General features: G+C 70.9%; 17 protein-coding genes. 8 read left to right on the top strand and 9 right to left on the bottom strand.

Annotation, left to right across the window (positions count from 1 at the left end; translation table 11 throughout):
- Nucleotides 1-35: 35 nt before the first annotated feature.
- Genes J5X86_RS24210 through J5X86_RS24190 form a run of 5 tightly spaced genes read right to left on the bottom strand, consistent with a single transcriptional unit; the run spans nucleotide 36 to nucleotide 4,758 of the window.
- On the bottom strand, nucleotides 36-1,523 hold the full coding sequence (locus tag J5X86_RS24210) for an aldehyde dehydrogenase (RefSeq protein ID WP_208518848.1): 1,488 nt from the start codon (nucleotides 1,521-1,523) through the stop codon (nucleotides 36-38).
- Nucleotides 1,520-2,416 carry an alpha/beta fold hydrolase gene (locus J5X86_RS24205; protein ID WP_243981285.1) on the bottom strand — a complete coding sequence of 299 codons (897 nt, stop codon included), beginning with the start codon at nucleotides 2,414-2,416 and terminating at the stop codon, nucleotides 1,520-1,522. Before J5X86_RS24205 ends, J5X86_RS24210 begins: the two co-directional genes overlap by 4 nt.
- Before the next feature lie 5 nt (nucleotides 2,417-2,421).
- The gene (locus J5X86_RS24200; RefSeq protein ID WP_014057051.1) at nucleotides 2,422-2,973 is read right to left on the bottom strand and encodes an amino acid synthesis family protein; all 552 of its coding nucleotides are present in this window, start codon (nucleotides 2,971-2,973) and stop codon (nucleotides 2,422-2,424) included.
- Nucleotides 2,970-3,587 carry an amino acid synthesis family protein gene (locus J5X86_RS24195; RefSeq protein ID WP_078647106.1) on the bottom strand — a complete coding sequence of 206 codons (618 nt, stop codon included), beginning with the start codon at nucleotides 3,585-3,587 and terminating at the stop codon, nucleotides 2,970-2,972. The genes J5X86_RS24200 and J5X86_RS24195 overlap by 4 nt, the downstream gene beginning before the upstream one ends.
- On the bottom strand, nucleotides 3,580-4,758 hold the full coding sequence (locus J5X86_RS24190; RefSeq protein ID WP_243981252.1) for an LLM class flavin-dependent oxidoreductase: 1,179 nt from the start codon (nucleotides 4,756-4,758) through the stop codon (nucleotides 3,580-3,582). The genes J5X86_RS24195 and J5X86_RS24190 overlap by 8 nt, the downstream gene beginning before the upstream one ends.
- Nucleotides 4,759-4,952: 194 nt before the next feature.
- Here J5X86_RS24190 and J5X86_RS24185 point away from each other — a divergent pair, with 194 nt between their 5' ends.
- The 3 genes from J5X86_RS24185 (at nucleotide 4,953) to J5X86_RS24175 (ending at nucleotide 8,067) form a co-directional block, all read left to right on the top strand.
- Entirely contained in the window at nucleotides 4,953-5,870 is a 918-nt protein-coding gene (locus tag J5X86_RS24185; RefSeq protein ID WP_208518847.1) for a flavin reductase, read from the top strand.
- A 73-nt stretch (nucleotides 5,871-5,943) separates the two neighbouring features.
- Complete coding sequence (locus J5X86_RS24180) at nucleotides 5,944-7,371, top strand: cytosine permease (protein WP_208518846.1); 1,428 nt, start codon at nucleotides 5,944-5,946, stop codon at nucleotides 7,369-7,371.
- Nucleotides 7,372-7,464: 93 nt separating this feature from the next.
- Entirely contained in the window at nucleotides 7,465-8,067 is a 603-nt protein-coding gene (locus tag J5X86_RS24175) for an XRE family transcriptional regulator (protein ID WP_078638986.1), read from the top strand.
- A gap of 25 nt (nucleotides 8,068-8,092) precedes the next feature.
- Here J5X86_RS24175 and J5X86_RS24170 read toward each other — a convergent pair whose 3' ends face one another.
- Nucleotides 8,093-8,587 (bottom strand): Lrp/AsnC family transcriptional regulator, encoded by a 495-nt coding sequence (locus tag J5X86_RS24170; RefSeq protein ID WP_208518845.1) that lies wholly within the window; start codon nucleotides 8,585-8,587, stop codon nucleotides 8,093-8,095.
- 99 nt (nucleotides 8,588-8,686) lie between these two features.
- On the opposite strand from J5X86_RS24170, the gene J5X86_RS24165 reads away from it, so the two are divergent.
- Nucleotides 8,687-9,151, top strand: coding sequence for a DUF2000 domain-containing protein (locus J5X86_RS24165; RefSeq protein ID WP_208518844.1), 465 nt, complete (start codon nucleotides 8,687-8,689; stop codon nucleotides 9,149-9,151).
- Here J5X86_RS24165 and J5X86_RS24160 read toward each other — a convergent pair.
- The gene (locus J5X86_RS24160) at nucleotides 9,123-10,091 is read right to left on the bottom strand and encodes a ketopantoate reductase family protein (RefSeq protein WP_208518843.1); all 969 of its coding nucleotides are present in this window, start codon (nucleotides 10,089-10,091) and stop codon (nucleotides 9,123-9,125) included. The genes J5X86_RS24165 and J5X86_RS24160 overlap by 29 nt on opposite strands.
- Before the next feature lie 55 nt (nucleotides 10,092-10,146).
- On the opposite strand from J5X86_RS24160, the gene J5X86_RS24155 reads away from it, so the two are divergent.
- From J5X86_RS24155 to dnaK, 4 genes are all read left to right on the top strand, one after another.
- Nucleotides 10,147-10,776, top strand: coding sequence for an ABATE domain-containing protein (locus J5X86_RS24155; RefSeq protein ID WP_208518842.1), 630 nt, complete (start codon nucleotides 10,147-10,149; stop codon nucleotides 10,774-10,776).
- A 73-nt stretch (nucleotides 10,777-10,849) separates the two neighbouring features.
- Nucleotides 10,850-11,578: a YoaK family protein gene (locus J5X86_RS24150; protein ID WP_208518841.1), complete on the top strand. Its 729-nt coding sequence runs from the start codon at nucleotides 10,850-10,852 to the stop codon at nucleotides 11,576-11,578.
- 85 nt (nucleotides 11,579-11,663) lie between these two features.
- Complete coding sequence (sthA, locus tag J5X86_RS24145) at nucleotides 11,664-13,067, top strand: Si-specific NAD(P)(+) transhydrogenase (RefSeq protein WP_208518840.1); 1,404 nt, start codon at nucleotides 11,664-11,666, stop codon at nucleotides 13,065-13,067.
- A gap of 76 nt (nucleotides 13,068-13,143) precedes the next feature.
- Nucleotides 13,144-15,054, top strand: a complete 1,911-nt coding sequence (gene dnaK / locus J5X86_RS24140; protein ID WP_208518839.1) for a molecular chaperone DnaK — start codon at nucleotides 13,144-13,146, stop codon at nucleotides 15,052-15,054.
- A 57-nt stretch (nucleotides 15,055-15,111) separates the two neighbouring features.
- Here the strand turns inward: dnaK and J5X86_RS24135 are convergent, their stop codons facing one another.
- Nucleotides 15,112-16,578, bottom strand: coding sequence for an ABC transporter substrate-binding protein (locus J5X86_RS24135; RefSeq protein WP_208518838.1), 1,467 nt, complete (start codon nucleotides 16,576-16,578; stop codon nucleotides 15,112-15,114).
- A 4-nt stretch (nucleotides 16,579-16,582) separates the two neighbouring features.
- On the bottom strand, nucleotides 16,583-18,460 hold the full coding sequence (locus J5X86_RS24130; protein WP_243981280.1) for a hypothetical protein: 1,878 nt from the start codon (nucleotides 18,458-18,460) through the stop codon (nucleotides 16,583-16,585).
- Between the last annotated feature and the right edge of the window lie 22 nt (nucleotides 18,461-18,482).

The following is an 18,482-nucleotide window of genomic DNA, read 5'->3' as shown; positions in this document are numbered from 1 at the left end:
CCATACAAGAACCCTTCCCTCGGTCCAAGACCGGCTCAGGACCTCAGGATGAAGGGATCCCCGGCGGGCTCCTCACTGGTGTTGATCCAGACGCTCTTCAGCCGGGTGTACTCCCGGATCACCTCCGTGCCGTGCTCGGTCCCCATCCCACTGGTCTTGAACCCGGCCCGTGGCGACATCGGCGACATCGAGCGATAGGTGTTGGCCCACACCGTCCCGGCCTCCAGCCGGGCGGCCATCCGGTGCACCCGGTTCACATCCCGGGTCCACACACCCGCCGCCAGGCCGTACGCGGAGTCGTTGGCGATCGCCAGGGCCTCCTCCTCGGAGCCGAAGGGCATGACGGTCGCGACCGGCCCGAAGATCTCCTCCTGGCAGATCCGCATCCCGTTGTCGGTGCCGGTGAAGACGGTGGGGGAGTAGAAGTACCCGTCGAGGCCCGTTTCCGGCCGCCTGCCGCCGCAGACCACCTTCCCGCCCTCGGCCTGCCCCAGCTCGACATACGACTCGACCTTCTCCAGTTGCTCGGCGAGGGCGAGCGGGCCGAGCTCGGTGGTCTCCTCCAGCGGATCGCCGACGCGGATCGTGGCCGCCCGCGCCGTCACCTGCTCCAGGACCTCGTCGTATGCCTCCCGGTGCACCAGCACCCGGCTCCCCGCCACACAGGTCTGGCCCGCGGCCGCGAAGATGCCCGCGATCACCCCCATGGCGGCCGACCCCAGATCGGCGTCCGGGAAGATGATGTTGGGCGACTTCCCGCCCAGCTCCAGCGTGCAGCCGATCAGCCGGTCGGCACAGGTACGGGCGATCCGGCGGCCGGTCCCGCTGGAGCCGGTGAAGGTCACCTTGGCCACGGCCTCGTGCTCGGTCAGCGGCGCGCCCGCCTCTGCGCCGTACCCCGTGACCACATTGACCACGCCCGGCGGGAACCCCGCCTCTTCGAAGAGCGGTGCGAGCGCCAGCAGCGAGGCCGAGGTGTGTTCCGAGGGCTTGACCACCACCGTGTTCCCCGCGGCCAGGGCCGGGGCCAGCTTGGTGGCGGTGAGCAGCAGCGGGGAGTTCCAGGGGGTGATGGCGCCGACCACGCCCACCGGTTCGCGCAGGGTGTAGTTGAGCAGCTCCCGGCTCGCCCCGGGGATCACCTCGCCCTGGATCTTGTCGGCGAGTCCCGCGTAGTAGTAGAAGTACTCGGGCAGCCCGGCGAGTTGGGCCCGCATCTCCCGCAACAGCTTGCCGTTGTCGAGGGTCTCGGTACGGGCCAGCCGCTCCGCGTGGTCACCGATCAGATCGCCCAGATTCCGCAGCAGCCGCCCGCGCCGGGGCTGGCTCAGATCGCGCCAGCGCGGATCCTCGAAGGCGGTACGGGCGGCGCCCACCGCACGGTCCACATCGGCGGCGGTGCCGCGCGCCGCCTCGTACCAGGGCTCGGCGGTGGCCGGGTTGACGCTGGCGAAGTAGCCGCCGTCGGCGGGGGCGGTCCACTCGCCCGCGATGTAGTGGTCATGGCGCGGCAGAGGGTTCATGAGCGGTGGGACTCCTGTCCGGTGTGGGCTCCGGTGCCGGTTCCGGGGTGGGCTCCGGTGTGGGATCCGGGATGGGCTCCGGTGTGGGTGAGGATCACCTCGGCGAGTTCCTGGGGGCACTCCAGCGGTAGCAGATGGCGGGCGCCGGGCACGATCACCGCCCGGCCGCCGGGGATCCGCGCCGCCAGCCGGTGCGACATGGCCGGGGTCGAGCCGGGGTCCCGCTCGCCGGTCACCGCCACGGTGGGGGCGGCGATCCGGGGCAGCCACCGCCACAGCCCGGTGTCGGCCGTCGCGAAGACCCGGTAACACGGGAGGTAGGAGGCCCGGTCGTTGGCCAGCAGCGTGTCGAGCACCCGCTGTGCCAGACCGGGGTCCTGGGCCCGCCAGGCGGGTGAGAACCAGCGGTCGACCGCCGCCCACGCGGACGCCCCGAAGTCCTCGGCGGCCAGCTCCTGGCGGCGGGCCACCGCCGCCCGCTCCTCCTCCGACCGGCCCGCGACCGAGCTGACCAGGGTGAGCGAGGCGGTGAGGTCCGGCCGGTCCAGCCCCAGCCGCTGGGCGACCAGGGCCCCGAGCGAGAAGCCGACGACATGCGTGGGGCCGCTCAGCAGCGCTCCGACATCCGCGGCCAGCTCGGCGAGGGACACCCCGGCCGCCGCGGCCGGGGAGGCGCCGTGGCCGCGCAGATCGACCAGCGTCACGCGGTGCCGGGCGGCCAGCGCGGGCAGACAGCGGTCCCACATGCGGCGGTCGAGGCCCACGCCGTGCAGCAGCACCATCGGCGCTCCCGTGCCATGGGACTCATGGGCGAGCGCCACCGGCGGCCGGGCCCCCGGGCAGCCGGGAGCGCCCGCCCCCGGCGCCCCGCCGGGAGCCCGCACCGCGTCCATGCCGCTCACCGCTCCGTCGACAGCGGGGCCAGCCGGGCCTGTGGGCGGCCCTGGGCGGCCGCCGCGAGCCCGATGACGATCTCGTCGGCGCGAGGCCCGTCCGCCACCCGGACCTCGATGCTCTGGTGGTGCGAGCGGATGGTGGCATCGGTGATGTGCTTGAGCGGAATGTCGAAGACCGTCCCCGCGGCGGCCCGCTTCTCCACGGCCGGCAGCAGGGTGGTCGCGTTCGCCGCCCGGCGGAAGTGGTCGCCGAACTTCAGGGTGTGGATCAGCGCGGAGCCGTGCTCGATCTCCCCGTCAAGACCCACGATCGCGGCCTTGCCGTACGCCTCCACCGGCGCGTCCAGAGCCTCGACCACGCGGGGCGCCAGCAACTCGCCCAGCTTCGGCGCCGCCTCGTCGATCCCGGGCAGCAGATCGGCCACAAAGCCCTGACCGGCCCAGGGGTTCTCGATGACGGCGAGCACCACCGCCGTACGGGCCGGCGGGTCCACCGGGCGGCCGCCCTCGCTGTGGATGTCCTCGGTGAAGGTGATGATCTTGCGGATGTTCACGTCACAGTCTCCAGGTCGACGTCGTCGTCCAGATCGGCGAGGCGGATGAGGGGGTCGGTGGCGCGGTCCCCGATCCGGGCGTTCGGGCGGGGGCCGGACGCCCCGGCCGCGATGACGACGATCTCGTCCGGGCGGGGCGCGTCGGGGATGCGGATCTGGCAGGTCTGGTAGTGCGAGCGGGTCGCGGCCGCGGTCTTGTGCCACAGCGGCACGGTCAGCGGCTCACCGGCCGGAAGCCGGTCGTCGCTGAAGACGATGATCGAGGTGCCCTCGGTCAGCTCGCGGAAGACATTGCCGAAGAAGGGGGTGTGGATCAGTGCGCCGCCGTGCTCGATCTCCCCGTCGAGCCCCACGATCGCGGCCTTGCCGAAGGACTCGATCCGGTCGACCCCGCCCAGCGCCTCGCTGATCCGGCCGGTGAGCAGCCGGGCCAGCCCCGGTGCGATCCGCTCGACCTCGGGCCCCAGATCGGCGACGACGCCGCCGCCGGCCCAGGGGTTGTGGATCACCGCGGCCGCCGCGACCCGGCGCACCGGCACCGCGACCGGGCGGCCGAGCTCCAGCAGCAGCTCATCGGCGACGGTGACGACCTTGCGCAGCCGCGCCTCAGCCATGACCACCGCCGGTGGTGAACTGCGGCATGACCTTCTCCGCGAACAGCTCCAGGCTGCGCATCGCCTTGCGGTGCGGCAGACCGGGGTGGGTGGTCCACAGCAGCAGATGCTCCAGGCCCACCTCGTCGCGCAGCTCGGCGATCTTCTCCGAGACGTACTCGGGGGTGCCGACCAGCAGATTGCGCCGCTGGAGGAAGTCGAAGGACAGCTCATGGACGTCGGTGAGCTCCTCGCCCGCCTCCATGAGGTTGCCCAGTCCCCGCCAGTGCATGATCCACCGGTAGGTGGTCATCAGCGCCTCTTCGAATTCGGCGCGCGCCTGCTCCATGGTGTCGGCGACATACACATCGCGTACCAGGCCGATGCCCTCGCCCAGCGCGTACTCGCGCCCCGCCGCCTGGCTCGCGGTGTCCCGGTAGAGCTCGAACCGCTCCTTGAGCGCGGAGACCGGCGGCAGCCAGAAGAGCCCCTGGACGCCGTCCGCCGCCGCGGCATTGATCGAGCGGGGGCTGTCGATGACCTGCCATAGCGGAGGATGCGGCCGCTGCAGCGGAAACGGCGTGACCTGCATCTTCGTGATGACACCGGCCTCGGTGTACTCCGGGGTGGCGGGGGAGAGGGGGTGGTTCCACTTCACCCCGGGGGCGGGGAACTCGTAGAAACGGCCCTGGTGCGAGAAGAACTCGCCGCTCCACGCCTTGCGCAGGACCTCCACGGTCTCGTCGTACAGCGCGCGGTTCTGCTCCTGGTCGCGCGGATCGGCCAGGGCGTTGAGGTTGAGCGCCTCGCGGCCGTACAGCCCCCGGCCGAGACCGACCTCGACCCGGCCCCCCGAGAGCTGGTCGAGCATCGCGATGTCCTCGGCGAGCCGCAGCGGATGCCAGAAGGTGGCGATGGAGGCCGCCTGGCCGATCCGGATATCTGTCGTACGGGCGGCGATGTCCGCCCCCATCAGCACCGGGTTCGGGGTGATCTCGATCGCCTCGTGCCCGAAGTGGTGCTCGGTGTACCAGGTGGACCAGAAGCCCGCCCGGTCCGCGGTGACCGCGAACTCCCGGGCCTCCGCCATGACGTCGGCGTACTCGCCGAGACGGCCCGGGGCACCGAGATTGTGGAATATCGAGAAGCGCATGCAGCGTCCGTCCTGTTCTTCCGGCTCACGCTGTGCCATGGCAGGGAGGCTAGGAGTCCGATTCTGGCTCCGTCAAGGGCTGCGGTCGAGGCAACTACTATTGACCTGTGTTTTTGCTGTTCGGCCGAGTCTCGCTGGCCCTTTTCCGCTTCATTCATCCCTAGGTGTTGACAGCGGCTGATGCCCCTTCCTACGGTCCTCTGCCATACAAGAGCTGAGTGAGGGAAGACGTCATGACGCACACTCTTGACCGCACCGCCCGCATCCGCTCCACCTGGCAGGCCGTCTGGGACCGGGGCCAGGTCGACGCGCTCGACCAGTTGCTCAGCCCCGGCTATGTACGCCGACGCGGTCCCGCCGCGGCCCCCCAGGACCGAGAGCAGTTCAAGGAGTCGGTCCGCGCCATCCGCCGGGCCTTTCCCGATCTCCATACCGAGATCGAGGAGATCGTCGAGGAGGGCGAATCGCTGGCGATCCGCTGGCGCAGCACCGGCAGTCACACCGGCGACTTCCTCGGCGTGCCGGCCACCGGCAGGCCGGTCGAAGTCTCCGGCGCCACCTTCACCCGCTTCGACCACGGTGTGGTCAGCGAGGAGTGGGTGACCTGGGATCCCCGCCAGTTGCTGGAGGCGCTCGGGATCATCACCACCACCCAGCGAGCGGCCGTCGACGCCGATCTGGTCCGTGGGGTGCACCGTAAGTTCATCACCGGTGTCACTGTCGTGACCTGCCAGGACGACGGCCGGCCCCGGGGTCTCGCGGTGAACGCGTTCGCCAGCATCTCACTGGATCCGCCGATGGTGCTGGTCTGCGTGCAGCGCACCTCCACCACCCACCCCGCGCTGCACCGGGCCACCCATCTGGGGATCAACATCCTCGCCGCCGGCCAGCTCGATGTGGCCAAGACCTTCGCCTCCAAGGCGGACGACAAGTTCGCCGGGCTGGCCTGGACCTCAGGGGAGTTCGGCGCCCCGCTGATCGACGGGTCCTGCGCCCAGCTCGAGGTGGAGATCGGCGAGCGGCTGGAGGCCGGCAGCCACACCGTCTTCACCGGCCGGGTGGTCTCCGCCCGCCATGCGGAGCTGGCCCCGCTCGTCTACAGCGGCGGCGGCTTCTTCGACATCTCGCAGACCGCGCCGCTGCCGTGGTGAGAGGCCGCCGCCCGGATCCGTACGCCCACCGGTCCCCCCTGACGTCCACTCCTCCCGTCCCAGGAGCACGCCCATGACCCACGACGACACGGCGCCGGTGTACGGCAGCGCGGTCACCAAGGTGGAGCCCTTCGGGGTCGACCACATCCCCGACAACGAGCGGCACGGCAAGCCCAGTTCGCAGTTCTTCGTCTGGTTCGCCGCCGGTCTCAACTTCCCCATCATCCTGCTCGGGTTCAGCGCGGTCGGGCTCGGTCTCAGCTTCGGCGCCGCCGTCGCCGCGATCGTGGCCGGCGCGGGTCTCGGCTCACTGCTGATGGCCGTGATGTCCCGGATGGGCGTACGGCTGGGGGTGCCCCAGCAGATCCAGGCGCGTGGTCCGCTCGGCTTCTTCGGCAACTTCCTGCCGGTGGCGTACATCAATGTGTTCGCCGGGGTCGGCTGGGCCGCCGTCACCGTGATCCTCGGCGGCAAGGCCATCGCCGAGCTGACCCATCTGCCCTTCTGGGTCTGTGGATTGGCGCTCACCCTGGTCGAGCTGGTGGTGTCCATCTACGGCTACAACATGATCAATTTCCTGCAGCGGGTGCTGACCTATGTGCTCACCCCGCTGTTCGTCATGATCACGGTGGTGGCCCTGGTCCGGGGCGCGGGCACCTTCGGCGCCGATCCGAAGGCACCGGACTACGTGGGCTCCACCGGCGGCTGGATCACCTTCGGCGGCTGGTTCCTCTCCTTCCTCGTCGCCTGGGCGCCGTTCGCCTCGGACTACTCGCGCTATCTGCCCGACTCGCCACGCGTGGTGAGCCGCACCGCCTGGTACACCGGGCTCGGCAACTTCGTCACCATCTGCTGGCTCGGCATCCTCGGCGTGCTCCTCGGCTCCAACGCCACCAGCACCGACTCCATCACCGCCCTGCACCAGCTGACCGGGCCGTTCGCCATCCCCGCCCTGATCGCCATCGGGCTCTCGGCGCTCGCGCAGAACTTCCTCAACGTCTACGGCGGCGCGATCTCCGTCCAGACGCTGAAGGTGCCGGTCACCCGGACCCAGGCCGTGACCCTCATCTGCGCCCTGGCGTACGGGATCAGCCTGTGGGGACACTCGGGGATCGAGGACAAGTTCTCGGTGTTCCTCAACCTCACCGCGTACTTCATCGCGCCGTTCGCCACCGTGCTGCTGCTCGACTACCACCTGGGCGGCCGTTCCGACCCCGGCCGGATCGCGGAGCTGTACGACCGCGGACGGGTGCTCTCCTGGGGCTTCGTCGCCTGGGCAGGAGGTGTGGTGGCCTCGGTGCCGTTCTGGCAATCCGACCTCTACACCGGGGCGTTCGCCTCGGCGTATCCGCATGCGGGCGATCTGAGCATGTTCGTCGCGGCGGCCGCCGCCGCGGTGCTCTATCTGCTGACCTACCGGCTGCGGCCGCTGTGGACGCGCGATGTTCCCGCCACGCCCGGGCCGCGGCCGGAGAAGACGGCGGCGGTGGCGGGCTCCTGACCTCCCGGCAGTGCACGGCCCGGGGCGGGCGGCGTCGTGACGGCGCCGCCCGCCGCCGAGGTGAGGCCCTCATCCGGCACTAGAATGCGGTGGATGGCGGCAGACGCGGGGGACGACGACAAGGCGCTGGAGCGGATCATCGCGGTCCGGGCGCGGGAGTACCGGCAGGCGGCCGGGGCGTCGGTCGGTGGGATGGCCCAGCGGGTGGGCATATCGAAGGCCATGCTGTCCAAGATCGAGAACGCCCAGACGGCCTGCAGCCTCACCACCCTCTCCCGGCTCGCGCGTGGCCTGGGCGTGCCTGTCACCGCGCTCTTCCGGGGGATGGACGACGAGCGCGAGGCGGTCTTCGTCCCGGCCGGCCACGGCGCCCGCATTGTGCGCCGCGGCACCCGGATCGGCCATGAGTACGCCCTGCTCGGCGCCCTGCGCGGCAGCAATCAGCGGATGGAGGCGCTGGAGGTCACCCTCACCGAGTCCAGCGAGGTCTTCCCGCTCTTCCAGCACGGCGGTACCGAGCTGATCTACATGCTCGAGGGCGTCATGGTCTACGGCCACGGCAAGTCCAGCTACACGCTCGGGGCCGGTGACGCCCTCCAGTTCGACGGCGAGGCGCCGCACGGCCCGGAGAAGCTGATCACCCTGCCCATACGGTTCCTGACCGTGACGGCCTTCGGCGACACCCCGCACCACTGACCCATCCCGTCCCTGACCCGACCCGTTACCGCCTCCGGCGGGAGGGCGCCGGGCGCTCGGTGGGGGCCGGGTCGATACAGCGCGACTGGGCGTGTTCGTAGACCATCGTGCTCTGCACATCCGCCACCTCACGGCGCTCGGTGAGGCGGTCGATGACGAACGCGTACAGCCCATTGGTGTCCGGCACCGCCACATGGATGAGGAAGTCATGGGCGCCGGAGGTGACGAAGAGACCGATGGTCTCCGGTAGCCGGGCGGCCCATTCCCGGAAGCCCTCGATGACCGGCCGGGACGGCGGGCGGATCCGCACCGAGATCAGCGCCTGGACGGGGCGGCCGACCGCCTCCAGGTCGACGGCGGCGTGATAGCCGCTGATGATGCCGCGCTCCCGCAGCGTCCGGACCCGCTCCAGGGAGGTCGACGGCGAGACCCCCGTCCGCTGGGCCAGCTCGCGATTGGTCTGGCGTGCATCGTTCTGCAGCTCCCGCAGAAGAGCGCGGTCGAGTGCATCAAGTTCCACGAATGCGCTCCTTTGCCTGAGGAAATTCGGCGGGCCGTGCCGCAGCTCGGATGGATGGGTACCGTCCACCACATTAGCCATCGACAAGGAGTGCCGCTCGTGTCCGTTCCCCAGCTGACCGACGAGGATGTCCGCACCGATCAGTCCACCCGGCAGGCGAAGCTGAAGTGGGTGATCGTCGTGGCCGAGGAACTGCCGGCGGGCCGGGCGGTGAACGCCGCCGCCTGCATGGCCGCCGCCGTCGGCCGGGCGATGCCGGAGCTGCTCGGGCCGGACGGCAGGGACGGCTCGGGCGCCGGCCACCCGGGGCTGCCGTGGGCCGGCTGCTCGATCCTGGTCGCCGGCCCGGAGACGCTGCGCGAGCTGCGCGCGAAGGCCGCCGGGAAGGACGACCTGTTCCTCGTCGACATGCCCGGGCAGGCCCAGACGTCACGGGTCTACGACGAGTACCTCGACAGCCTGGCCGGCACCAAGACCGAGGACCTCGACTATCTCGCGGTCAGCCTCGTCGGCCCGCGGAACAGGGTGAGCAAGCTCATCGGGAAGCTGCCCCTGCTGCGCTGACATCCGCGCCGCCGGTCGCGGCCGGGTCGCCCAGGGCATACGGGGAGAGGATGTCGGCGATGGCCCGGTTGCGCGGGGTCGCGACGCCCAGCTCGGCGCCGAGGTCGGCCACCGCCCCGCTGAGCCAGCCGAGTTCGAGCCGGTTGCCGCGCAGCAGGTCGTTGTGCATGGAAGACGTCATCGCGGCGGGCAGCGTGTCGCAGAAGGCGAGCCGGTCGTCGGCGAAACCGGGGTCCAGGGCCACCCCCTTGGCCCGTCCCACGGCGACCACCTCGTGCATCACCTCACGCAGCAGGGTCCGCGACCTGGGATCCCCGCGGACCACCCCGATCGGCTGCCGCACCGCCGACGTCGTCCCGGAAAGGCCCACCAGGAAGACGAACTTCTCCCAGACGGTGCGCTCGATGTCCGCGCTGATCTCGGCGTCGATACCGGCCGCCACAGCGCGGTCGAGGAAAGCGCGGGCGCGCGGGGACTCCGTACGGTCGTACTCGCCGAACACCAGCCGCTGCAGTGTGCCGTTGTGCACCACCACCCCGGGCTCCTCGATGAACGCCGAGATATAGCCGACCCCGCCGAGGACGGACCCGGCCGGCAGATGGCGGCGCAGCACCGTGTCCTTCTGGACCCCGTTCTGGAACGACACGACGGCGGCGCCGCCTTCGGCGAGGGGCGCCAGCTGCCGGGCGACGTCCTCGGTGTCCCACAGCTTCACCGCCACCATGACGAGGTCCGGGGCCTCCAGGTCGGAGACGGCCGGCACCACCGCCTCGGACGGCACCCGCAGATCGCCCAGCGGGCTGCGCACCGTCAGCCCCTTCTCCCGGATCGCCGCGAGATGGCGGCCCCGTGCCACGAAGGTGACATCGTCACCCGCGGCGGCGAGCCGCGCGCCGAAGTATCCGCCGACGCCACCCGCGCCGATGACCGCGATCCGCATGATGTGCCCTCACCCTCAGCCACTTGGTAACCCTTCGGACGGTTACTATATGCGGATGGATTCCTCGACGAAGCCGGTCCCGCGGCCGCGGGTGACCGCCCGGCTGCGGGCGCTGCGCTTCGACGCCGGCAGCCTCGCCCTGAATCTCGTCGCGACCCTCGGGCGGCGCACCAGCGCCCCGATCGAGCGCCTCGGCACCCTCGACCGGCTGCGGGAGTGGTGCGACGGCGTCGGGCTGCGGCTGCACGATGAGGCCGTCACCGATGAGCTCCTCACCGAGCTGTGGACGCTGCGCGAGGCGGCGTACGACGTGGTGGCGGCGGTGGTTTACGGCCGGTCCCCGTCGGCCGTGTCCGTGGCGCTGCTCAACGACCGGGCGCGCCCCGCTCCGCCGCAGCCGCTGCTGATAGCCACCGGCACCGGCGTCGGGGTCGCCGGCGCCGATCGCCCCCTGTCCGGGCGGGAGCTGCAGTCGGTCGTCGTCCGCGACCTCATCGCGGTGCTCGGAGACCCGGAGCGGCGCGGGGCGCTGCGGGTGTGCGACGCCTCGCTGTGCACGATGGTCTACCTCGACCACACGCCGGGCGGACGGCGCCGGTGGTGCTCCATGCGGCTGTGCGGCAACAGCGCCAAGGCCGCGAAACACCGCGAGCGGCGGGCAGCCGCCGCCCCGGCCGGCTCCTGACGCCCCCGGCGCTCCCAGGACCGTTGTTTCCGGTGCGCCGCCCGGGGCACCCGAGGTGGCCGGAGGAGTGCCGATGGGCGATGAGAGCGACACCGACCCCGCGCCGAAACGACGGCGCCCGGGCCGGGCCGCCGGTTCCGGGGGAGTGGCGGCCGCCGTCGCGCTGACCGTGGCGACCGGGGCGATGGACGCGATCAGCTTTCTGGCGCTGGGCGGGGTCTTCACCAGCGTCATGACCGCCAACCTCTCCCTGCTCGGCATGTCGACCGCCTCCCTGGACGCGACGCTGGCCCGGGACACCGTGGTCGCCATCGCCGGATACATCGTGGGCGCGCTGCTCAGCGGCCGGATCGTCCGCGGCCCCCGGCCCGCCTGGCGCGCCCGCTGCGCGCTCACGGTGGAACTGCTCGCGCTCGGCGGGCTCTGGGCGGTGTGGGCCGCCGCCGGCGGCCACCCCTCCGGCGGTCGGCAGCTAGGGCTGCTGGCGGTGGCCGCGCTCGCGATGGGCGGGCAGAGCGGTCTGGTGCGGGCCGTCGGGCCGCCCGGCTTCTCCACCACCTATCTCACCGGCGTCCTGACCGGGCTGCTGGTCGACGTGGCACGCAGCGGCACGGTGGGGAGGCTCAGCATGGCGCTGCTGGGGGCCCTGGTGGTGGGCGCCGCGGCCGGAGGGCTGCTGGTGGCGCATGCCGCGCGGGCCGCGCCCGCCCTGCCGACCGGGCTGGTCGCCCTCGTTCTGCTGGCCTCCGTGACCTCGCTGGCCCGGGACGCGCAGGGCCGTCTGTGGCCCCACGCCGAGTAGGGCGCCCCAAGTCTGGTGCCGCCCGGGACGGTTGACCGGCGATTCGCTCTTCCAGCGGGGCGTCATCCGATGCCAGACTCGGTCCGTGACCGACTTTGACATGCTTGTGATTGGGTCCGGACCGGGCGGCCAGAAAGCTGCCATCGCAGCCGCCAAACTCGGTCGCCGGGTGGCCGTCGTCGACCGGAAGGAGATGGTGGGCGGGGTCTCCCTCCACACCGGAACCGTTCCGTCGAAGACCCTGCGCGAGGCGGTGCTCTATCTCACCGGACTGACCCAGCGGGATCTGTACGGCCAGAGCTACCGGCTCAAGGACGACATCACCATCGCCGACCTGACGGCCCGGACCCAGCATGTGGTCGGCCGTGAGATGGACGTCGTCCGCAACCAGCTGTCCCGCAACCGGGTCGCGCTGTTCCCGGGCACCGGGCGGTTCGTGGACGACCACACCGTGGCCGTCACGGACGCGGCCGGTCAGGAACAGCTGCTGACCGCGCGGCATATCGTGATCGCCACCGGCACCCGCCCGGCCCGCCCCGCGAGCGTGGAGTTCGACGAGCGGACGATCATGGACTCCGACAGTGTCCTCAACATGGAGCGGGTGCCGCGCTCCATGGTCATCGTGGGCGCCGGGGTGATCGGCATCGAGTACGCCTCGATGTTCGCCGCCCTGGGCAGCAAGGTCACCGTGGTCGAGCAGCGCGAGGGGATGCTGGACTTCTGCGACGTCGAGATCGTCGAGGCGCTGAAGTACCGGCTGCGCGACCTGGCCGTCACCTTCCGCTTCGGCGAGACCGTGGCGGCCGTCGAGCGCCACGCGCGGGGCGCCCTGGCCGTCCTGGAGAGCGGGAAGAAGATCCCCGCCGACGCGGTGATGTACTCCGCCGGGCGCCAGGGGCTCACCGACGGGCTGGACCTCGACAAGGCGGGGCTCACCGCCGACCGGCGGGGCCGGATAGCGGTGGACGAGCACTACCGCACCGCCGTACCGCATATCTACGCCGTCGGCGATGTGATCGGCTTCCCGGCCCTGGCCGCGACCTCCATGGAACAGGGGCGCAGCGCGGCGTACCACGCCTGCGAGGAGCCGGTGAACCCGATCCACCATCTGCAGCCGATCGGGATCTACAGCATCCCCGAGATCAGCTTCATCGGCCGCACCGAGGACCAGCTCACGGACGAGAAGGTGCCCTTCGAGGTCGGGGTGTCGCGCTATCGCGAGCTGGCCCGGGGCCAGATCGTCGGCGATGCGCACGGCATGCTGAAACTGCTGGTCTCCCCGGAGGACCGGCGGCTGCTCGGGGTGCACTGCTTCGGCACCGGCGCCACCGAGCTGATCCATATCGGCCAGGCCGTGATGGGCTGCGGCGGCACCGTCGACTATCTGGTGGACGCGGTGTTCAACTATCCGACCTTCGCCGAGTCCTACAAGGTCGCCGCGCTCGACGCCACGAACAAGATGCGCGAGGTCGACCACCTGCGGGACTGAGCCCCGGCCCGCCTCCCCGCCCGCCCCGAATATCCCTTTTTGGGATACTGGGAGGCAGATCGGGAGGAGGGCTCAGATGACTCGCGCAGTCGGTATTGACCTGGGTACGACGAACTCGGTCGTATCCGTCCTGGAGGGCGGCGAGCCGACCGTCATCACCAACACCGAGGGGACCCGGACCACCCCCTCGGTGGTGGCCTTCGCCAAGAACGGCGAAGTGCTGGTGGGCGAGGTCGCCAAGCGCCAGGCGGTGACGAACGTGGAGCGCACCGCGCGATCGGTCAAGCGCCACGTGGGCGAGGACCGGTGGCGGTTCCCGGCCACGGGCGACGTCGACGGCAAGCGCTACACCGCGCAGGAGATCTCCGCGCGGGTGCTGCAGAAGCTCAAGCGCGACGCCGAGGCGTATCTCGGCGAGGACGTCACGGACGCCGTGATCACCGTCCCCGCGTACTTCAACGACTCCCAGCGCACCGCCACCAAGGAGGCGGGCGAGATCGCCGGGCTGACGGTGCTGCGGATCATCAACGAGCCGACGGCCGCCGCCCTGGCGTACGGGCTGGACAAGGAGAACGACCAGACCATCCTGGTCTTCGACCTCGGCGGCGGCACCTTCGATGTCTCGCTGCTGGAGATCGGCGAGGGGGTGGTGGAGGTCAAGGCCACCAACGGCGACACCCACCTCGGCGGCGACGACTGGGACCAGCGGATCGTGGACCACCTGGTCACCCGTTTCAAGGGCGGCTACGGCGTCGATCTGGCCAACGACAAGATGGCGGTCCAGCGGCTGCGCGAGGCGTCCGAGAAGGCCAAGATCGAGCTCTCCGCGGCCAGCGAGACCACGATCAACCTGCCGTACATCACCGCGTCCGACGCGGGCCCGCTGCATCTGGACGAGAAGCTCACCCGCTCGCAGTTCCAGCAGCTGACCGAGGACCTCCTGGAGCGCTGCAAGGCCCCCTTCCACCAGGCGATCAAGGACGCCGGGATCAAGACCTCCGATATCGACCATGTGATCCTGGTCGGCGGCTCCACCCGAATGCCCGCCGTGACCGGCCTGGTCAAGGAGCTGACCGGCAAGGAGCCGCACAAGGGCGTCAACCCCGACGAGGTCGTGGCGATCGGCGCCTCCCTGCAGGCCGGTGTCCTCAAGGGTGAGGTCAAGGACGTCCTGCTGCTGGATGTCACCCCGCTGTCCCTCGGCATCGAGACCAAGGGCGGCATCATGACCAAGCTGATCGAGCGGAACACCACGATCCCGACCAAGCGCTCGGAGGTCTTCACCACGGCCGAGGACAACCAGCCCTCGGTGCAGATCCAGGTCTTCCAGGGCGAGCGCGAGATGGCCGCGTACAACAAGAAGCTCGGGATGTTCGAGCTGACCGGTCTGCCGCCGGCCCCGCGCGGGGTGCCGCAGATCGAGGTCGCCTTCGACATCGACGCCAACGGCATCATGCACGTCTCCGCCAAGGACCTCGGCACCGGCCGGGAGCAGCGGATGACCGTCACCGGCGGCTCCGCGCTGCCGAAGGACGACATCGACCGCATGATGCGGGAGGCCGAGAGCTATGCGGAGGAGGACCACAAGCGCCGCGAGGCCGCCGAGACCCGCAACCAGGCCGAGGCACTCGTCTACCAGACCGAGAAGCTGCTGCGGGACCAGCCCGACAAGGTGCCGCAGGACGTCCGGCAGGAGGCCGAGGCGGCGGTCGCGGAGCTCAAGGGGACGCTCGAGGGCGAGGACACCAACGCGATCCGCGAGGCGACCGAGCGGACCGCCGCCGTCGGACAGCGGATCGGCACCGCCATCTACGCCCAGGCTCAGCAGTCCGCCCCGTCCGACGGCGGCGGATCGAGCGGCGCCGCGGCCGGTTCCTCCGGTGACGGCGGGGACCAGGCCCACGCGCCCGACGAGGAGGTCGTGGACGCGGAGATCGTCGACGACGAGAAGACCGGGGACGAGAAGCCCAAGGGAGGCGCCGGCTGACCGGCACCGCTTCCTCAGCGGCCCGGGCCGCTCAGCGCCCCCTGGACGGCCCGGCCGTCACTGCTTCCTGGCCGGCTCGCCCCGTCGTGCCGATACCTCCACGAGTTCCGAGCGCCCCTTCGCGTTGAGACGCAGGATCGGAATGGCCTTGTTGCGCGGATTGCCATTGTTCTGGAACGAGATGAACCCACTCGCCCCCGGTACCTGCTGACGGCTGTTCATCTGGTGGAACATCCGCGCCACCGAATCCCCGGTCACCTCGCCCTGCGCCGCCATCTGGACGCCCCAGGCGGCGGTGAGCACCGCGTCATGCGCCATGATGGCCTGGCCGTCCTGGTGCTGGTCGTCGGGGAACGACTTGTCCAGCAACCCGCCCGGCTGGAAGAAGCCGGCCGACGAGCGGGACACGGATTCGCGGTCCTTATGCCACATATCGGGGTGTGCCAGGCCCGTGTAGAGCACCCGCACCTTGCTCTCGGCGGCGTGGGCCAGGTCATCGGCGGTGAGGTTGGTGGTGTCGTCGCCGGTGATCACCATGAACTCCCGATCCTGGCACGGACGGTTGGCGATCGCGTCCAGGAACCGGGTGAGGTGCTTGCCGCGGCCCGCGAAGAAGACTGCCTCCGGCTTCTGATCGCAGAGCTGCCCGGGCATGTAGCCCAACTCGTTCTCCCAAGCGCTGCGCACTGAAGAGTCATAGGTCATCCGGTCCGCCACCAGCTTGTGGCCCTTGATGTCCTGGAAGACCTTGGTGAAGGCGTCACCCAGCGTCTTGGCGTAGTAGTTGTCCCGCGCGTCGTCCTGGACCACCACCGCCCGACGGACCTTCTCCTTCTTGAGATACGCGGAGGCGGCGTACGCCTCGTCCACATTGGTCGGGGAGACCCGGACGAGCCCCTTGATGCCCTCTATGTTGGTGGCCGTCATGGTGCTGGCGACCAGGGCGAGACCGTTGTCGGACAGCCGCCTCAGCGCGTCGACGTTCTGGGTGTCGCTCGGGCCGAGCCCGGTGACCGCGACCAGCTTGTCGTCAGAGGTCTTCCGGTCGATCAGCTCATCGACGGTGTGCTCCCAATGGGCCGCGCTGCTGCCCATATTGGCGACCAACAGCTTGATCTTGGGGGAGAAGGAGAGATCGCCGCGGTTGTACCGGTGCTGCGCCAGATACGCGCCCTCGAGCTCATGCCGGACCGATTCCTCGGAGTTGCTGTCGTCGTCGGTCAGCGTGAAGGAGGTCATATAGGCGACGCTGACGTACTTGACACCGGCCTTCTCCACCCGGTCGTTCTCCTCCTTGATCTTCTTCTCCACGGGCTCCAGATGGTCGGCGAAGGTGAACGAGCCGTCGGTGACGCCCACGCACTCGCGGTCGTCGCCCATCTTGACGACGCCGTCGCCGCACCGCGCCCGCTTGTCCTCGATCCAGTTCACGGTGAGGGGAACCGCCACCGCGAGGACCGCGACGACGATGACGCCGATCACCACCCGGCGCACGATGTGCAGCGGCCATTCCAGTCTCGGCACGATCTCACCCCTCGCCCGCGCGCGTCAGCGGATGGCGCCAGTGGCGGTACCGCTCCGCCTCGTTGAACAGGGCCACGATGTCGTTCCTCCGCAGTCGTGAGAGCTGGTTGAAGCCGTCGGCGATCATGTCGTTGAGCCGCATTCCGGGGTCGGCCAGCGGATCGCTCCACACCCAGCGCACCGTGATCAGCTCCCGGATCACCGAGGCGGTGGTGACCGCCTCCGGGGGCTCCTCCGGGGCGAGGCCGGCGAGCAGTTCCAGCGGTCCGCCGGCCTGGCCCAGCCGGTTGGGCGCGGCCGTGATCGTGTTGAACTCGCTGATCCACTGCGCCGCGGGCACCGCCGGGAACCGCGCCACCAGATACCCGGTCACCTCGTCGATCCGCTCGGCCGCCAGCCGGTGGTACATCTCCTGGACGGTGCGGCCCTCGGACCTGAAGTGCTCGGCCAGCAGCTCGTGCACCGCGTCCCAGTCGTCCGGACGCGCGGCCAGCCGCCACAGCAGCAGCCGCCGCGGCCAGGGGTGGAGGGCCGGGGTCACCGTGCCCGGGCTGTGCAGCAGCCAGCGGCCGCGGACCTCGCCGAACAGCGAATCGCCCGAGCCCAGCAGCCGGGTGCCGATGGACAGATCGCGCGCCGCGGCGCACTCCTCCAGCGCCGCCCGCTGCATGGGGTCGAAACCGCGCAGCAGATGGTCCAGGGCGGCCTCCACCAGCGTCCGGGTGTCCTCGCCCTCCCGCGGCGTACGGTCCGGCAGGGTGCGCAGCCAGCGGTCCTGCTCGGCGCCGTCCTCGGTGGGCACGGTCGAATGCCGGAACAGCTCAAGGACCTGGCTGACCGCCCGGGGGAGCCCCGCGGTCAGCCGGTGGATGAAGGGCGCGAGCCGGGTGAACGGCGCGAGGTCGGGGTGGTGGCGCAGCTCCAGCTCGACCCGGATGCGCACCTCGTCCAGATTGAGATCGCGCAGCCGCAGCGGATACCACCAGGTGTCATCGCTGTCCCGGCCCGGCCGGTGCTCCGTCCAGTCCGTGAGGGAGGCCCGGTCCGGGCCGCGCAGCCGCCAGGGCCACTGGTCGCCGGTGGCCGGGCCCCAGCGGGGCAGCCACCGGTTGGAGCTGGCCACGACGGTGAGCGGATCGCAGTCGGTGCCCGCCACCACGGCGTCGTCATGGCGGGTCCGGATCAGCAGATCGAGGAAGCGACGGCCGTACTCCGTATGGGAGTTGTCGAGCAGCAGCAGATAGGAGCGGGGCATGAACGAGTGGCGCACATTGCCGCGCATGTCCTCCAGCAGGGCCGAGAACAGCACCCGGTCCAGCCGCTCCTGATCGTCCTCGTCCCCGTCGTGGCGCCACAGGTTGAGCTCGACCAGCGCCTCCCACGGATCCCGGCTCTGCAGCAGCGGATGGCCGCCGTACCAGGCGGCGCTGCTGGTGAACTTGCGGCCCGGCAGCCGCCTCCGGCCGCGCCGCAGCGCGTCCCGCAGCAGCGCGAGCGCCGCCGTGGAGGCGCCGTCGGGGGCGCCCACGGCGCCTCCGGCCACCTCGAAGAAGGCGGCGAGATAGTCGCCGTAGCGCGCCTCCGCCCGCTCCTGGAACGCGTCCAGCTCCCGCCGGATGTTGCGCCGCCCCTCCGCCAGGCTCGTCATCCGCAGCTGGTGGTCCGAGGCGAGCAGACCGAGAGTGAGCCGCGGGAAGTGGGAGCGGCGGTAGCGCGGAAGCTTGCGCTCGAGCTGGCGGGCGAGCAGCGCCAGCGCGTACCGCGGCAGCAGGGACTGCTCACCGCCGAAATTGATATACGCGAACGGCGTCTCGGGCCCGAACTTCTCCATCAGCGCGCCATGGGCCTCGCTGGCCCCACTGCCGCGCGGCCCCAGCAGCATGATCACCGGCCGCTCGTCCGTG

It is taken from the genome of Streptomyces sp. NEAU-YJ-81 (assembly GCF_017592595.1).
Lineage (GTDB): Bacteria > Actinomycetota > Actinomycetes > Streptomycetales > Streptomycetaceae > Streptomyces > Streptomyces hygroscopicus_B.
This window is presented reverse-complemented; position numbering and strand designations above follow the sequence as displayed.

What these genes read in the sequence shown, in the direction of transcription:
- J5X86_RS24185 (WP_208518847.1), top strand. Translation starts at nt 4,953, where the DNA reads ATGACGCACACTCTTGACCGCACCGCCCGCATCCGCTCCACCTGGCAG.
- J5X86_RS24175 (WP_078638986.1), top strand. Translation starts at nt 7,465, where the DNA reads ATGGCGGCAGACGCGGGGGACGACGACAAGGCGCTGGAGCGGATCATC.
- J5X86_RS24155 (WP_208518842.1), top strand. Translation starts at nt 10,147, where the DNA reads ATGGATTCCTCGACGAAGCCGGTCCCGCGGCCGCGGGTGACCGCCCGG.
- J5X86_RS24195 (WP_078647106.1), bottom strand. Translation starts at nt 3,587, where the DNA reads ATGGCTGAGGCGCGGCTGCGCAAGGTCGTCACCGTCGCCGATGAGCTG.
- J5X86_RS24205 (WP_243981285.1), bottom strand. Translation starts at nt 2,416, where the DNA reads ATGGACGCGGTGCGGGCTCCCGGCGGGGCGCCGGGGGCGGGCGCTCCC.
- J5X86_RS24130 (WP_243981280.1), bottom strand. Translation starts at nt 18,460, where the DNA reads ATGCTGCTGGGGCCGCGCGGCAGTGGGGCCAGCGAGGCCCATGGCGCG.
- dnaK (WP_208518839.1), top strand. Translation starts at nt 13,144, where the DNA reads ATGACTCGCGCAGTCGGTATTGACCTGGGTACGACGAACTCGGTCGTA.
- J5X86_RS24150 (WP_208518841.1), top strand. Translation starts at nt 10,850, where the DNA reads ATGGGCGATGAGAGCGACACCGACCCCGCGCCGAAACGACGGCGCCCG.
- J5X86_RS24160 (WP_208518843.1), bottom strand. Translation starts at nt 10,091, where the DNA reads ATGCGGATCGCGGTCATCGGCGCGGGTGGCGTCGGCGGATACTTCGGC.
- J5X86_RS24190 (WP_243981252.1), bottom strand. Translation starts at nt 4,758, where the DNA reads ATGGCACAGCGTGAGCCGGAAGAACAGGACGGACGCTGCATGCGCTTC.
- J5X86_RS24210 (WP_208518848.1), bottom strand. Translation starts at nt 1,523, where the DNA reads ATGAACCCTCTGCCGCGCCATGACCACTACATCGCGGGCGAGTGGACC.
- J5X86_RS24180 (WP_208518846.1), top strand. Translation starts at nt 5,944, where the DNA reads ATGACCCACGACGACACGGCGCCGGTGTACGGCAGCGCGGTCACCAAG.